The following is a 13743-nucleotide window of genomic DNA, read 5'->3' on the forward strand; positions in this document are numbered from 1 at the left end:
GCTGTCACGATGCTGGCATGGCAGCGGTGACAAAGATCGTTTTTCTGGGCGCGAGCAGTGCGTCCTTCGGTCTCAGCATGTTTCGGGATCTGTTCTCGACGCATGAGCTCACAGGCAGCACGCTGGTGCTGGTCGGGCGCGATGCCGAGCGACTGGCGCGCGCCAAGGCCGTCGCCGGACTGCTGAACGAGAGGAGCGGCGCTGGGCTGACAATCGAGGCGACCACCGATTGGCGCAGCGCGCTCGATGGCGCCGGCTTCATCGTCCATTCCACCGCGATCGACCGCAACCGGTTGTGGCGGCACGACTTCGAGGTGCCGCGCAAATACGGCATCCGCCACACGCTGGGCGAGAATGGCGGGCCGGGCGCGCTGTTCTTCACCTTGCGCACCTTGCCGGTGGTGTTCGACTTCGTCCGCGAAATCGAGGCGCGCTGCCCGGAGGCGCTGTTCATCAACTTCTCCAATCCCGAGAGCCGCATCATCCTGGCGCTGGGGCAGCACAGCCGCATCAAGCATGTCGGTCTTTGTCACGGCATCTTCATCGCCCGCAGCCAGGTCGCGTCGATCCTCGGACTGCCGGACGACCGGGTCGAAGTCTGGGGCGCCGGTCTCAATCACTTCCAATGCCTGATGCAGATCCTTGACCGCGACACCGGCGCCGACCTTTATCCGCTGCTGCGCGAGAAGGAAGCGAGCCACGATCCCGAGGTGGCGCCGCTGACGCGGGCGCTGTTTCACAGCTTCGGCCATTGGCTCGGCTGCGGCGACGGTCATGTCGGCGAATATCTCGCCTATGGCTGGGAAGCGGGGGAGGGCGGCTACAATTTCGACTGGGACGAGGGTGAGCGCGCCAAGCTGAATCGCCTGATCGATGATGTGCTGGCCGGCCGCATCGAGATCCCTGACTGGTGGCGGATGCCCTCGGGTGAGCGCGCCGTGGCTGTGATCGCCTCCGTGCTGCACGATCGCAAGCAGCTGATCGAATCCGGCGTTGTCCACAATCGGCATGCCATTCCCAATCTGCCGGCTGATGCTGCGGTGGAAGTGCCGGTCGTGGCCGATCGCGCGGGTATCCATCCGGTCTCGCTCGGACCGCTGCCCGAGCCGATCGCGAAGCTGATGACCATTCAGGTCCAGGTGCAGCAGCTTGCGGTGCAGGCGGCGATGCAGGCCTCGAAGGAGATCGCGCTCCAGGCCCTACTGATCGATCCGGTCGTGAACTCCGCAACCTCAGCGCGGCAATTGCTGGACGAATTATGGGAGATCAACCGCCCCTACATTCGGCCGTCGATCTGAGCCGAACTGGATGCGCTCGTGCCGTGGCCGAAGCCGCCATGCCGGTCTTGACAATGACTGACCAGTCAGTCATATTATGATCATGGCCAAGCTGACGCGAAAACTTGCACCAGAAGCTCCGCGGCGGAAGAGGGCGCGGGAAGGGCACGCTGCCAGCACGGCGGAGGTGTCGTCGAGCCGCGCCGAGCGAGCGGCGGAACGCCGCGCGGCCATCGTCGAGGCCGCGATGGAGGAGTTCATCGCGCGTGGCTTCACCGCGACGCGGCTCGACGACATCGCCAAACGGGCCGGCGTCGCCAAGGGCACGATCTATCTGCATTTCAAGGACAAGGAATCGATGTTCGAGGAATTGATCCGCACTGCGATCGTGCCGTTCGTGAACCGCCTGACCGCGCCGCCGTCACCCGCGGGATCGGTGCGCGACATGGTCGAAGGGCTGGGGCGACTCTTCATCCACGAGGTCGCGACCACGCGCCGCGGCGACATCGTGCGGCTGATCGTGGCGGAGGGACCGCGCTTCCCGGCGATCGCCGATTTCTACTATCGCGAGGTGGTGTCTCGCGGGCTCGCCGCGATGCGCGCTCTGATTGAACTCGGCATCAACAGGGGCGAGATCCGCCAGTCCAAGCTTGTGCAATTCCCGCAGATCATGGTCGCGCCGGTGCTGATTGCGGTGCTGTGGAAGAGCTTGTTCGAGCGGCATTCGCCGCTCGATGCCGAGGCGATGTTGCGGACCCATCTCGATCTCATCTTTGGCGAACGGAGTGCGCCATGACAGGCCTTTGGCACTGCCTCGCTGTTCTCGTCACCGCCTTCACGCTGAACGGCTGTCACGACAAGCGCGATCCCGGCTATCAGGGCTGGGTCGAGGCCGACATGATCTTTGTCAGCCCCGACGAGGCGGGGCGGGTGACCAAGCTCAACGTCCGCGAAGGCGACGAGGTCAAGGTCGGCGATCTCCTCTATTCGGTCGATGACGATCTGCAGCAGGCCGACCTCAACCAGAACAAGGCGACGCTGGCCAATGCGCAGCAGACCTATGACCGCGCGGCCGCACTGAGCAAGACCGGCGCCGGCACCCAGGCCACGCTGGATTCGGCGGTCTCCGCGTTGCGTGTCGCCGAGGCCCATGTGGTCACGTCGCAGACGCGGCTGGCGCGCCGCCGGGGCTTTGCGCCGGTCGCCGGCACTGTGCAGCAGATCTATTTTCGCGAGGGCGAGATGGTGGCGGCGCAACGGCCGGTGCTCTCGATCATGCCGCCCGGCAACATGAAGCTGCGCTTCTATGTCTCCGAGACCGAGCTGCCGAAATTTGCGATCGGCGATGAGGTCCGCGTCACCTGCGACAATTGTGCGCCCGACCTGACCGCGCGGATCTATTTCATCGCAACGTCGGCGGAATACACCCCGCCGGTGATCTACAGCCTCGATGAGCGCAACAAGCTCGTGTATCTGATCCAGGCCCGGCCGTCGCGGCCCGATGCGCTGCGCGTCGGCCAGCCGGTCAGCATCTATCCCAATGCCAAGACGCCAGTGGCCGATCGACGATGACGCACGCGCCTGACGAGATCGCGATCGACGTCAAGGGCCTGACCAAGTCGTTCGGCGGCCGCGAGGTCGTGCACGATCTGTCGATGCAGGTGAAGCGCGGTTCGATCTACGGCTTCCTTGGTCCGAACGGCTCCGGCAAGACCACGACCATCCGCATGCTGTGCGGGCTGCTCACGCCCGACAGCGGCGAGGGCACCTGCCTCGGTTTCGACATCCGGCACGACGCCGACCTCATCAAGCGGAGGGTCGGCTATATGACGCAGCGCTTCAGCCTGTACCAGGATCTGTCGGTGCGGGAGAATCTCGAATTCGTGGCGCGGCTCTATGGCCTGCGCGATCCGCGTGGCGCGGCGCGCGACATGGTCAAGCGGCTTGGCCTGTCCGGCAGGGAGGGCCAGCTCGCCGGCGAACTGTCGGGCGGCTGGAAGCAGCGGTTGGCGCTCGGTGCCTGCACGCTGCCCAATCCGCAATTGTTGCTGCTCGACGAGCCGACCGCCGGCGTCGATCCGAAGGCGCGGCGCGATTTCTGGAACGAGATCCACGCGCTCGCGGCCGAGGGGCTGACGGTGCTGGTCTCCACCCACTACATGGACGAAGCCGAACGCTGTCACGAGATCGCCTACATCGCCTACGGCTATTTGCTGGTGCATGGGACGGTGGAGCAGGTCGTCGCACAATCGGCGCTCACGACCTACACGGTCAGCGGCGATCATCTGCAGGAGGTCGCCAACGCGCTAACGGGCCAGCCGGGCATCGACATGGTGGCGCCGTTCGGCACCAGCCTGCATGTTTCCGGCCGCGACAAGCCGGCGCTGGAATCCTCGATTCTGGCCTGGCGCGACAAGCCCGGCCTGCATTGGCAGCACGCGGCGCCGTCGCTCGAGGATGTCTTCATTGATCTGATGAACCGCTCGAAGGATAATTTCCAATGAGCGCCGTCGACACACAGCACGAACATGCGGGCGAGCCCCGCTTCGGATTCCTGCACCGGACCTACGCGATGCTGGTCAAGGAATTCATTCAGCTCCGCCGCGACCGGGTGTCGTTCGCCATGATCGTGATGATCCCGGTCATGCAGCTCCTGCTGTTCGGTTATGCCATCAACACCACCCCGCATCATCTGCCGGCCGCAGTGCTGCTGCAGGAAGATTCCGATCTTGGCCGCTCGATCCTGAAAGCGCTGGAAAACACCGCCTATTTCCGCTTCACCCGCGAGGTCCATGACGTCAGTGAATTCGACGATCTCCTGTTGTCGGGCAAGGTGCTGTTCGGCGTCGAAATCCCGCGCGGCTTCGAGCGCGCGGTTCGGCGCGGCGATCGTCCGGCGCTGCTGGTCGCCGCTGATGCCACCGATCCGGTTGCTGCATCGTCTGCGCTGTCGTCGCTGGGCACCATCGTGCAGACCGCGCTCGCGCACGACCTCTACACCGGTGACCCCGTAACCCTGCCGTTCGAGATTCGAGCCCATGCCCGCTACAATCCGGCGGCGGAGTCGCGGCTGAACATTGTGCCCGGGCTGGTCGGCACCATCCTGACCATGACCATGCTGATCTTCACCGCGCTGTCGGTGACGCGCGAGATCGAGCGCGGCACGATGGAAAGCCTGCTGTCGATGCCGATCAAGCCGGTCGAGGTGATGCTGGGCAAGATCCTGCCTTACGTGATGGTTGGCTTCCTGCAGGCGTCCATCATCATCGGCATCGGCGTGCTGCTGTTCGGCGTGCCTGTGTTTGGTAGTTTGTTCCTGCTGGCCTTACTCTCGACGCTGTTCATCGGCGCCAATCTGGCGATCGGTTATACCTTCTCGACCCTGGCGCAGAACCAGCTGCAGGCCATGCAGCTGTCGATGATGTTCTTCCTGCCGAGCATTTTGCTGTCGGGCTTCATGTTTCCCTTCCTCGGCATGCCGCAATGGGCGCAATATATCGGCGAGGGTCTGCCGCTGACGCATTACCTGCGTATCGTTCGCGCGATCATGCTGAAGGGATCGACCTTGCAGAACCTGCAATATGACACCATCGCCCTGTTCGGGCTGATGCTGTTTGCGATGACGGTCGCTGTGCTTCGCTTCCGCCGCACCCTCGATTGAGGCAGAATAGCTCGGAGAGCTGGATGGATGCCGACCGTGGGATGGGGCAGGGACGAGAAAGAGGAGGCCGTCGCTTCGGCTGGATTCAACCAGGCGCTGACGCGTCAGGTCATGGGCACGGAGCTGCTTCGCGTCAAGGTGCTGATCGGCACAGCGGCGCTCTTCCTCGCGATAACCGTCTTCGTCGATATTTTCGAGCCGAAGATCATGCTGTGGATCTGGCACGGCGGCTCCAGAGCGCTTACCAGCTACGCAATTCTGATCCTTTTCATTCTGTTCGAGGGCTGGATCCACTCCGAGATCCTTAAGAACATCGGGCGTGGCCGCGACGTGCCGGTCGTGCGACGCTATGTCAGCGCCGTGATCGAGACCTCCCTGCCGACGCTGGTGCTGCTGATGCAGATCGAGAGCATCGGTCTCGACAAGGCGCTCGCCTTCGGCATGCCGCTGGCATACTTCGTTTTCATCATCCTTTCGACGTTGAGGCTCGACTTCTGGCTGTCGAGCTTCACCGGATTCGTGGCGGCTGCGGAGCTGCTGGCCGTCGCGCTCTTTGATCGTCCGATCCTCGATGTCAGTCGGAATCCCGAAATCTATTTCCATGCCGAGCGCAGCTTCATCATCCTGCTCTGCGGCATTCTGGCCGGCGCGGTCGGCGTCCAGCTGCGACGTCAGTTCGTGGCCAGCATTCATGCCGCAACGGCGCGCGATCGCGTCACGGACCTATTCGGCCAGCACGTCTCGCCCCAGGTGGTCGAGCGCCTGATGAAGGAGGGGCCGACGGAAGCAAGAGACATCCGGCAGGTCGCCGTGATGTTCGTCGACTTCCGCAGTTTCACCGCGGCCTCACGGTCGCGTACGCCGCAGGAGGTGGTCGACCGGCTCGATGGCGCGTTCGCGGTGCTGGTCGATATCCTCGAGCGGCACGGCGGCATCGTCAATAAATTCCTCGGCGATGGCTTCCTGGCCCTGTTCGGCGCGCCGTTCGAGACGCCGGACGCGGCACAGCACGCCGTGACCGCAGCGCGCGAGATGGTGGCGGCGATGGAGCAGGTCAATGCCGGATCGGACTGGCCGCTACGGATCGGCATCGGCATTCATCTTGGCGAGGTCGTGGCCGGCAGCATCGGCTCGCCGCGGCGCAAGGAATACACCGTGATCGGCGATACCGTGAATTTCGCCTCGCGGCTGGAGGCGCTGAACAAGGAATTCAACTCTCAGCTTCTGATCTCGTCCGACGTGCGCGCCGCGATCGGAGAGGAAGGCAACGACGCGGTGCCGCATGGGCAGGTCGCAGTCCGCGGCTATGACCGAAGCGTCGATGTCTGGCAATTGAGCTAGCCAGGCTCACGTTTGCGGCGCGACCAGGTTTTCGACCTTGACATGATCGCGGTCCTCGATGATCTCGGCGATCCGCTGCCGGTGGCAGTGGCTGTGGTCGCGCTCGTAGCAGAGCAGGCAGATCGGGCCGGCCGTCTTCACCAGCGCGGATAGTTCGTCGAGCTGCTCTTTTGCCTGCGGCGTCTTCAGATGGGCGTTGTAGATCTTGTGGAGCGTGCTGTAGCGACCGCTGCGTGCGGCCTCGCGGCCCTCCTTCGGCGTGCCGAGCCCACGCAGGTGCACATAACCGATGCCGCGTTCGTCGAGACCGGCCGCGAGCTGGGTCTTGGAAAAGCCCGGCCGACGCGATGCTGCGATCGCGCGCACATCGACCAGAAGCTTCACGCCTGCGGATTGCAGCTCGTCGAGCACGGCCTTGGCGGGCGTCTGCTCATATCCGATCGTGAACAACGTCTTGGCTTTGGCCATCTCGCTCTGCCTCAGCTTACGCGGGTGATCAGCTCCATGGCGCCGGCCGGTGCGCGCACCTTGCCCTCGTGAATGACATAGGCGAAAACGTCGCGCGGGCTCTTCTTGGCGGGCTTGTCGTCAACGCGCGGCAGATCGTCGGGTTCGCCGCCCTCGGCCCAGGTCTTGAGCCGCTTGGCCCAGGCGTCGAGCTGCTTCGGCGGATAGCAGGTCGCAATCTCGTCATCGCCCTTCTGCAGCCGTGCATAGACGAAATCGCCGGCGACATCAGCGATCGCCGGATATTTGCCGTGCTCAGCAAAGACGACCGGGGTCTCGAACTCCCGCAGCAGAGCGACGAAGCCGGGTACGCAGAAGCTGTCATGCCTGACCTCGACGACGTGGCGCAGCTTGCGGCCGTCGATCTCGCGCGGCAACAGCTCCAGGAATTTGCCGAAATCGGCCTCGTCGAACTTTTTGGTCGGCGCAAACTGCCAGAGCACCGGACCTAGGCGGTCACCGAGCTCGAGCACGCCGGTGTCGTAGAAGCGTTTGACCGAGTCGCCGGCCTCGGCGAGTACGCGGCGGTTGGTCGCAAAGCGCGGACCCTTGAGCGAGAACACGAAGCCGTCCGGCACCTCGCGCGCCCATTTGCGAAAACTCTCCGGCTTCTGCGAGCCGTAATAGGTGCCGTTGATCTCGATGGACGTCAGCTTGGAGGCTGCGTATTCCAGCTCCTTGGATTGCGGCAGCTTCTCCGGGTAGAATACGCCGCGCCAGGGCGCAAACGTCCAGCCGCCGATTCCAATATAGATGTGGCTTTTTTGCTTTGCGGCGCGCGCGGGGGCTTTGCTCACGGAAGAGGTTCCGTTGTTCCGAGGGAAGAGGCGGGGATTGAGTGGAGAGAGTAGTCAAACCCTGCGATCTTGACCAGTTGGGCGGTATCGCCGTGACACTCTTTCAAGCCGCCGAGGTTCCGTGATATCCAGGCCGCGGGGGCGACGGGGACACATTCGGATGACATCGGAATCCATTGGCGGCGTTCTTGGCTTCATTGTCGCGGCGATCGTGCTCGCGGCGGCCTTCTATTACGTTCCGGTGGGGCCGTTTGCTCGACCTGCTCCGGCCAGGGTCGAGGTGCCGGCCCAGCCGGTTCAGACCGTGCCCATCACGCCGACACCGCGTGGGCCAGTGGTGCGGGAAGTTCCCAATTAGGCCGAAATCGCCCCTTGCGGATCGCACTGGGCCTCTTATCTAGCTTCTAACGGCGACGTTGAGCCCTGACCGGCTCCGTTGCTGGGACGACCACGGCAGAGCGGCTGCGCCGGATGTACGCGCGCCCTTTGTTTGTGGTCGTTGGCATTTTGGGCGGTATCTCGCACCGTCACACCTGAGGCTTTTTGCGCATCCGGGACGGCCCCGAGCTTGGCATGGCAGGGTGCGGCGGATATACGCATCCCCGCCATGAACGAAGCCATCAGACCGGCCGGGGCCGTGCCGCTGCAATCCGCTGCCATTCCGATCGTGACGGTCGTTGTTCCGACCTTCAACGAGCGCGATAATGTCGTGACGCTGTACAAGCGGCTGGAGGCGGCGTTCAAGGACCTGCCGTGGGAGGTCGTTTTCGTCGACGACAATTCGCCTGATGACACCTGGCAGGTGGTGCGGGAGCTGTCGCGGACCGACAGCCGCGTCCGCTGCATCCGTCGTATCGGTCGCCGCGGGCTCTCCGGCGCCTGCATCGAGGGCATTCTCGCCGCTAGCGCGCCCTATGCCGCGGTGATCGATGCCGATCTGCAACATGACGAGACGCAACTGCCGAAGATGCTGGCGCTGCTCCAGAGCGGTGCCGCCGAGCTCGTGGTCGGTAGCCGCTATATCGAGGGCGGCAGCGCGGCGAGCTTCGACAAGCAGCGGGCAGGGGCCTCCGCCTTCGCCACCGAAATCGCCCGCCGCCTGCTCCGGGTCGAGATCGCCGACCCCATGAGCGGATTCTTCATGATCCGCCGCGACCGTTTCGAGCAGATTGCGCCGAAACTCTCGACTCAGGGCTTCAAGATCCTGCTCGACATCGTCGCCAGCGCCGAGGGCGGCCTGCGCACGGTGGAAATTCCCTATACGTTCGGTTCGCGCCTGCATGGTGAAAGCAAGCTCGATTCGATGGTCGCGCTGGACTTCCTCGGCCTCGTGCTGGCCAAGATGACCAACGATGCCGTGTCGCTGCGCTTCCTCTTGTTCGCCATGGTCGGCGGCACGGGCCTGTTCGTGCATCTCGGCACGCTGTTTCTCGGCCTTCAGCTATTCGACCTGCCGTTTACCGAGGCGCAGGCGATCGGCGCGTTCGCCGCGATGACCTCGAACTTCATCCTCAACAACTTTCTGACCTATCGCGACCAACGGCTGAGGGGCTTGGCCGTCCTGCGCGGTCTCGTCGCGTTCTATGTCGTCTGCTCGGTCGGTCTGCTTGCCAATGTCGGCGTGGCCTTTTCGGTCTATGACCAGGAGCCGATCTGGTGGCTGGCGGGGGCTGCCGGCGCGCTGATGGGCGTGGTCTGGAACTACGCGATCTCCGGGCTGTTCGTCTGGCGCAAGCGATGATTTCTGCCGCCGCGGCCGAGGACGCGCGGCTGGTCCGCAACGTCTGGCTGACCATTGTCGCGCTGACCGTGCTGCGGCTGGTTGCGGCTGCGGTGACGCCGATCACCTTCGACGAAGCCTATTATTGGATGTGGTCGAAGCATCTGGCCTTCGGCTATTACGACCATCCGCCCCTGGTCGCGCTCGTGATTCGGCTCGGCACCCTGGTCGCGGGCGATACCGAGCTCGGCGTACGGCTGGTCTCGATCCTGCTCGCGCTGCCGATGTGCTATGCGGTCTATCGCACGGCCGAGATCCTGTTCGGCGGTGTGCGGGTGGCCGCGACCGCCGCGCTGCTGCTCAACGTCACCCTGATGGCCGCGGTCGGCACCATGATCGTGACGCCGGATGCGCCGCTGCTGGTGGCATCGAGCTTCGTCCTGTTCTGCTGCGCCAAGGTGCTGGAGACGGAGCGGGGCGCATGGTGGCTCGGCGTCGGCACAGCCGCCGGACTTGCGCTCACCGCAAAATACACCGCGATGTTCTTCGGCGCGGCGATCCTGATCTGGCTCGTCGCCGTGCCGAAGCTCCGGCACTGGCTGCGCTCGCCCTGGCTCTATCTCGGCGGGCTGGTCGCGCTTGCGATCTTCAGCCCTGTGATCGTCTGGAACGCCGAGCATCAATGGGTGTCCTTCATCAAGCAGCTCGGGCGCGCCCGCATCGAGGATTTCCGTCCCGCCTATATCGCCGAGCTGATCCCGACCCAGTTTGCGTTTGCAACGCCGCTCGTCTTCATCCTCGGCGTCATGGGTGTCTACGCATTGCTGACGCGCAAGGCGGGCGAGGCCGCGGGGCGGGTGCTCGTCAGCGTGATGGTCTGGGTCATCGTCGCCTATTTCATCTGGCACTCGCTGCATGCCCGGGTCGAGGCCAATTGGTTCGCGCCGATCTATCCGGCCTTCGTCGTGGCCGCCGCATTCGCAGCACATCTTGTGCCGTGGAGGCCGCGCGAGCAGCGGACCGTGCGCTTCTGCCTGCGCTTCGCCGCGCCGGTCGGCATCGTGATGTTCGTAGCCCTGATCGTGCAGGCCAACACCGGCTGGCTGTCGGGCTACGTCCGGGACTCCACGGTCCGTAGCGTCGGCGTCGGCTGGCGCCCGCTGGCCGACCAGATCGAGGCGGTGCGCGCCCGCGTCGGCGCGACTTGCGTGCTGGCGATGGACTACGGCACCACCGCCTGGCTCTCCTTCTATCTGCCGCCCGGCACCTGCGTGCTGCAGCCGATCCAGCGCATCCGCTGGGTCAATTTCCCCGAACCCGATCCGGAACAGCTCAAAGGCACGCTGCTGTTCGTCGACGAGGCGCAGATCGGGATCCGCTTCTATCCGAGCACCACCTTCGCCGAGATCGACAAGGTTGCGGAAGCACCGCGCATGCGCGGACCGTTGGTGATCGAGACCTATGCGCTTTATGCGGTGAGCCACCCGAAGCGCGATGTCATCGACCACTCGCCGCCGCCGGAATTGGAGCGCTGAGGCGAGGGGCCTCAGGCCGCCATCAGCTGCGGGGCAATGTCGACCAGCGTCTTGTCGTGCCCGTGGATTGCGATCATGTTGATGCCGGCCTCGATGATCTTGTAGCCGCGGCCGTCGAGCCATTGCCGCAACTGATCCGCGTCGGTCTTGATCTTCTCGATCAGCATGATCGGCATGCAGCGTTCGATCGTCGCCTTGCCGCCTTCGAGCGCCTCCAGCTCCATGCCCTCGACGTCGATCTTGATGAGGTCGCAGCGCGGCAGGTTGAAGTCGTCCAGCGGGAGCTTCCGCACCTCGACCGTGTCGTTGGCGTAATCGACGGCCTGGCCGATGAACTCGGTATTGGGCCGCTGGCGCAGTTCGAGGCTGCCGAAGCTCGACGGCGTCAGATAGTTCGGGTTCGGGATCTTGAGCACCCCAGCTTCCGAAGACACCGCGGCATGGATCGCGATCGCGTTGAAGCAGTTGTTGATCGCGATATTGCCGGCGAGCGCGTAATAGATCCGCTCCTGCGCCTCGATCGAGAGCACAGATCCCCAGCCGGTCATCGCATTCGCCCATTCGATCGTATGGACGCCGATATTGGCGCCGCAGTCGATGGCGACCGCGCCGTCGCCATAGTGCTTGCGGCGCAGGCTCAGGATGCGAACGGCGAGCTGTACTTCCCCGGGGTCGAAGGTGGCTGTCTCCAACAGCTGGAAGCCGACGCCGTAGCCGCGCGTGGCGTCCACCATGCGATAGTCGAGCCGGTTGACGATCATCGTGCCGTGGTTGGTCGAGGCCAGCACGAAGGCAAGCTTGCGTCCGACGGTCTGCATCTACGAATCCTTTTGGGTGCCGTGTCGGTAGGAAGCGGACGCCATACGAATCGCCAGCGACATCTTACTGGGATTGGTTTCCTGTGCCATGCCGCTTCCGGCCGCCCGTCGGTGCGGACATTCCGGCAGGCTACGGATTGGGGCGATTCGCGGCGCTCGTCGCAATTGCGCCCTGTTTCCGCCCAGGTTGCCGGCGACACAGGCCGAAATGGTTAACCCGCCTTCAATCTGCCAAAACTTAATCCGCATTTAACTAAAAGTCGCCTTAATGACGCTCCGTGCCTCTGCGAGATGCACAGCGGTTGGGCGATCCGCGACGCATCGAAAAGAGAGTTTCGAGTTTCCGTAGTCTCCGTTCCGAGCGTCAGTAAATGAGTAACAGTCGAGCTGCGTTGGCTGCACGAAACCGCAGGAAATCTTCCCTGAAAGCGTTTTCTCACAAACTGTTCGGCGGCGCTGCAATCGCGTGTCTGGTGGCGGGTTGCGGCGTTCTGGTCTACGCCAAGATCATCGCCGCAAGCGCCTACCCGACGCTTGGCACCGACGGTTATGACGAGCCGGTGGTCAAATTCTCGTCGCCCATCGGTACGCGCAATGCATCGGACGCCGTCAATGACGCCTTCGCGGCGCTCCCCGACACGGCGCCCGTGATGGCCAAGGTCGCCAGCGTGCCCGCGATCACGTCGCAGATGTTCAACGATCGCTTTGCCGCTGCCGTGCCGCAGGGCGTCGCGTCCAACGCCGCCAACGGAGCGCCGCCGCCGTTGCCCCGGCTTGCTGAAGCCGCCGATTCCGACGAGAAGCCCGCCGGTCCGCCAAGGATGGCAGAGAAGGTCGCCGAGGCTCAGAAGGCCGAGGCTCCGAAGAAGGACGCGCGGCCGCCGATGCGGCTGGCGCTCGCCAATCCGAAGCAAGCGGCGCAGCCGGCGCCGTCGGCTGACGGCAGCGAACCGAAGGCCGGCATGAGCACGTTCCGCGCGATGACCGAGCGCGCCAAGGCGGCCGTGCTGTCGATCACCGGCGAGCGCCATTCGATCCAAGAAAAGCTCTGGGGCGGCAAGCCCGACCAGAACGGCGGGCTGCTGGCCTATGCCTCGGCGGACGCCAACATTACCGCGAGCATCGGCCAGGATCCGACTCACGGCGGCCAGCCGCCGTATGATCGCTCGACGGCGGTCTACGACATCTCGGCCAAGATGGTCTATCTGCCCGACGGCACCAAGCTCGAGGCGCATTCCGGCCTCGGCGATAACCTCGACAATCCGCGCTCGGAGAACGTCAGGATGCGCGGCGTCACCCCGCCGCATATCTATGAGTTGAAGCCGCGCGAGGCGCTGTTCCACGGTGTGCCGGCGCTGCGTCTCAATCCGATTGGCGGCAGCGAGTCGATCCATGGCCGCGACGGCCTGCTCGCGCACACCTTTATGCTCGGGCCGAACGGCGATTCCAATGGCTGCGTCTCGTTCCGCGACTACTACGCCTTCCTCGATGCCTACAAGAACAAGGGCATCCGCAAGCTCGCAGTCCTCGCCCGCATCAACTGAGGCGGATGAGGGTGGGCGGCCATTGCGCCGCTTGCCCTGTATTGTATGTCCATCCTGCGCCTTCCTGGTCATTCCGGGGCGCCCACAAGGGCGCGCCCGGAATCCATAACCACAGGCCGGCATGTAGGGCACGCTCTTAGACCAAGCCTGCTTCAACAACATCTGCCGGGGAGTATGGATTCCGGGCTCGCGCGTTCCGCGCGCCCCGGAATGACGCCGGAAAGAATCTTCGTACATTCCTATCCACGCTTCAAACAGCAGCGGGCATACGTCCGCCATCTCGCGGCACCTTGTGTCCGAGTCTTGCTATAGCTGTGACCCTCTAGCTCAGAAGAGGGTGCAGGGAAGGCCGGGTGTTAGCCCACACCCATGGCCCGCCTGCAGAAGAAAATGCAGGCGGCAGTCACCACAGGTACGAGCCGGACATCCGGCCTTCCCTGCGCAATGGTTCTAACGGCTGCTTCGCGCTCTTGTGTCTTCCAAATGTGCCAAGAAGTGCGAACGGGCGGTTCTCACCAACCGCCCGTCGCAGGATCTGAGCCC

General features: G+C 64.1%; 13 protein-coding genes. 10 read left to right on the forward strand and 3 right to left on the reverse strand.

What is annotated here, in order from left to right:
* Window positions 1–17 precede the first annotated feature (17 nt).
* From ACQR1W_RS20485 to ACQR1W_RS20510, 6 genes are all read left to right on the forward strand, one after another.
* Complete coding sequence (locus ACQR1W_RS20485; RefSeq protein ID WP_434852470.1) at window positions 18–1298, forward strand: alpha-glucosidase/alpha-galactosidase; 1281 nt, start codon at window positions 18–20, stop codon at window positions 1296–1298.
* A gap of 76 nt (window positions 1299–1374) precedes the next feature.
* Window positions 1375–2073, forward strand: coding sequence for a TetR/AcrR family transcriptional regulator (locus ACQR1W_RS20490; protein WP_434852471.1), 699 nt, complete (start codon window positions 1375–1377; stop codon window positions 2071–2073).
* The gene (locus ACQR1W_RS20495) at window positions 2070–2849 is read left to right on the forward strand and encodes an HlyD family secretion protein (RefSeq protein ID WP_434852472.1); all 780 of its coding nucleotides are present in this window, start codon (window positions 2070–2072) and stop codon (window positions 2847–2849) included. The genes ACQR1W_RS20490 and ACQR1W_RS20495 overlap by 4 nt, the downstream gene beginning before the upstream one ends.
* Window positions 2846–3781, forward strand: a complete 936-nt coding sequence (locus tag ACQR1W_RS20500; protein WP_434852473.1) for an ABC transporter ATP-binding protein — start codon at window positions 2846–2848, stop codon at window positions 3779–3781. Before ACQR1W_RS20495 ends, ACQR1W_RS20500 begins: the two co-directional genes overlap by 4 nt.
* Window positions 3778–4938, forward strand: coding sequence for an ABC transporter permease (locus ACQR1W_RS20505; RefSeq protein ID WP_434852474.1), 1161 nt, complete (start codon window positions 3778–3780; stop codon window positions 4936–4938). The genes ACQR1W_RS20500 and ACQR1W_RS20505 overlap by 4 nt, the downstream gene beginning before the upstream one ends.
* A 27-nt stretch (window positions 4939–4965) precedes the next feature.
* On the forward strand, window positions 4966–6279 hold the full coding sequence (locus ACQR1W_RS20510; RefSeq protein ID WP_434852475.1) for an adenylate/guanylate cyclase domain-containing protein: 1314 nt from the start codon (window positions 4966–4968) through the stop codon (window positions 6277–6279).
* Between the two features lie 6 nt (window positions 6280–6285).
* On the opposite strand, the gene ACQR1W_RS20515 is transcribed toward ACQR1W_RS20510, so the two are convergent.
* Together ACQR1W_RS20515 and ACQR1W_RS20520 are read right to left on the reverse strand one after the other, a co-directional pair.
* Entirely contained in the window at window positions 6286–6747 is a 462-nt protein-coding gene (locus ACQR1W_RS20515) for a DUF488 domain-containing protein (protein ID WP_434852476.1), read from the reverse strand.
* Between the two features lie 11 nt (window positions 6748–6758).
* Window positions 6759–7583 (reverse strand): DUF72 domain-containing protein, encoded by an 825-nt coding sequence (locus ACQR1W_RS20520; protein ID WP_434852477.1) that lies wholly within the window; start codon window positions 7581–7583, stop codon window positions 6759–6761.
* 160 nt (window positions 7584–7743) lie between these two features.
* Here ACQR1W_RS20520 and ACQR1W_RS20525 point away from each other — a divergent pair, with 160 nt between their 5' ends.
* From ACQR1W_RS20525 to ACQR1W_RS20535, 3 genes are all read left to right on the forward strand, one after another.
* Window positions 7744–7941 (forward strand): hypothetical protein, encoded by a 198-nt coding sequence (locus ACQR1W_RS20525; RefSeq protein ID WP_434852478.1) that lies wholly within the window; start codon window positions 7744–7746, stop codon window positions 7939–7941.
* A 249-nt stretch (window positions 7942–8190) separates the two neighbouring features.
* Window positions 8191–9324 (forward strand): glycosyltransferase, encoded by a 1134-nt coding sequence (locus ACQR1W_RS20530; RefSeq protein WP_434852479.1) that lies wholly within the window; start codon window positions 8191–8193, stop codon window positions 9322–9324.
* The gene (locus ACQR1W_RS20535) at window positions 9321–10838 is read left to right on the forward strand and encodes a glycosyltransferase family 39 protein (protein ID WP_434852480.1); all 1518 of its coding nucleotides are present in this window, start codon (window positions 9321–9323) and stop codon (window positions 10836–10838) included. Before ACQR1W_RS20530 ends, ACQR1W_RS20535 begins: the two co-directional genes overlap by 4 nt.
* Before the next feature lie 11 nt (window positions 10839–10849).
* On the opposite strand, the gene ACQR1W_RS20540 is transcribed toward ACQR1W_RS20535, so the two are convergent.
* Window positions 10850–11656: an FkbM family methyltransferase gene (locus tag ACQR1W_RS20540; RefSeq protein WP_434852481.1), complete on the reverse strand. Its 807-nt coding sequence runs from the start codon at window positions 11654–11656 to the stop codon at window positions 10850–10852.
* 371 nt (window positions 11657–12027) lie between these two features.
* On the opposite strand from ACQR1W_RS20540, the gene ACQR1W_RS20545 reads away from it, so the two are divergent.
* Entirely contained in the window at window positions 12028–13200 is a 1173-nt protein-coding gene (locus ACQR1W_RS20545; RefSeq protein WP_434852482.1) for a tlde1 domain-containing protein, read from the forward strand.
* The last annotated feature ends 543 nt before the right edge of the window (window positions 13201–13743 follow it).

This window comes from Bradyrhizobium sp. HKCCYLS1011 (assembly GCF_051167795.1).
Classification (GTDB): domain Bacteria; phylum Pseudomonadota; class Alphaproteobacteria; order Rhizobiales; family Xanthobacteraceae; genus Bradyrhizobium.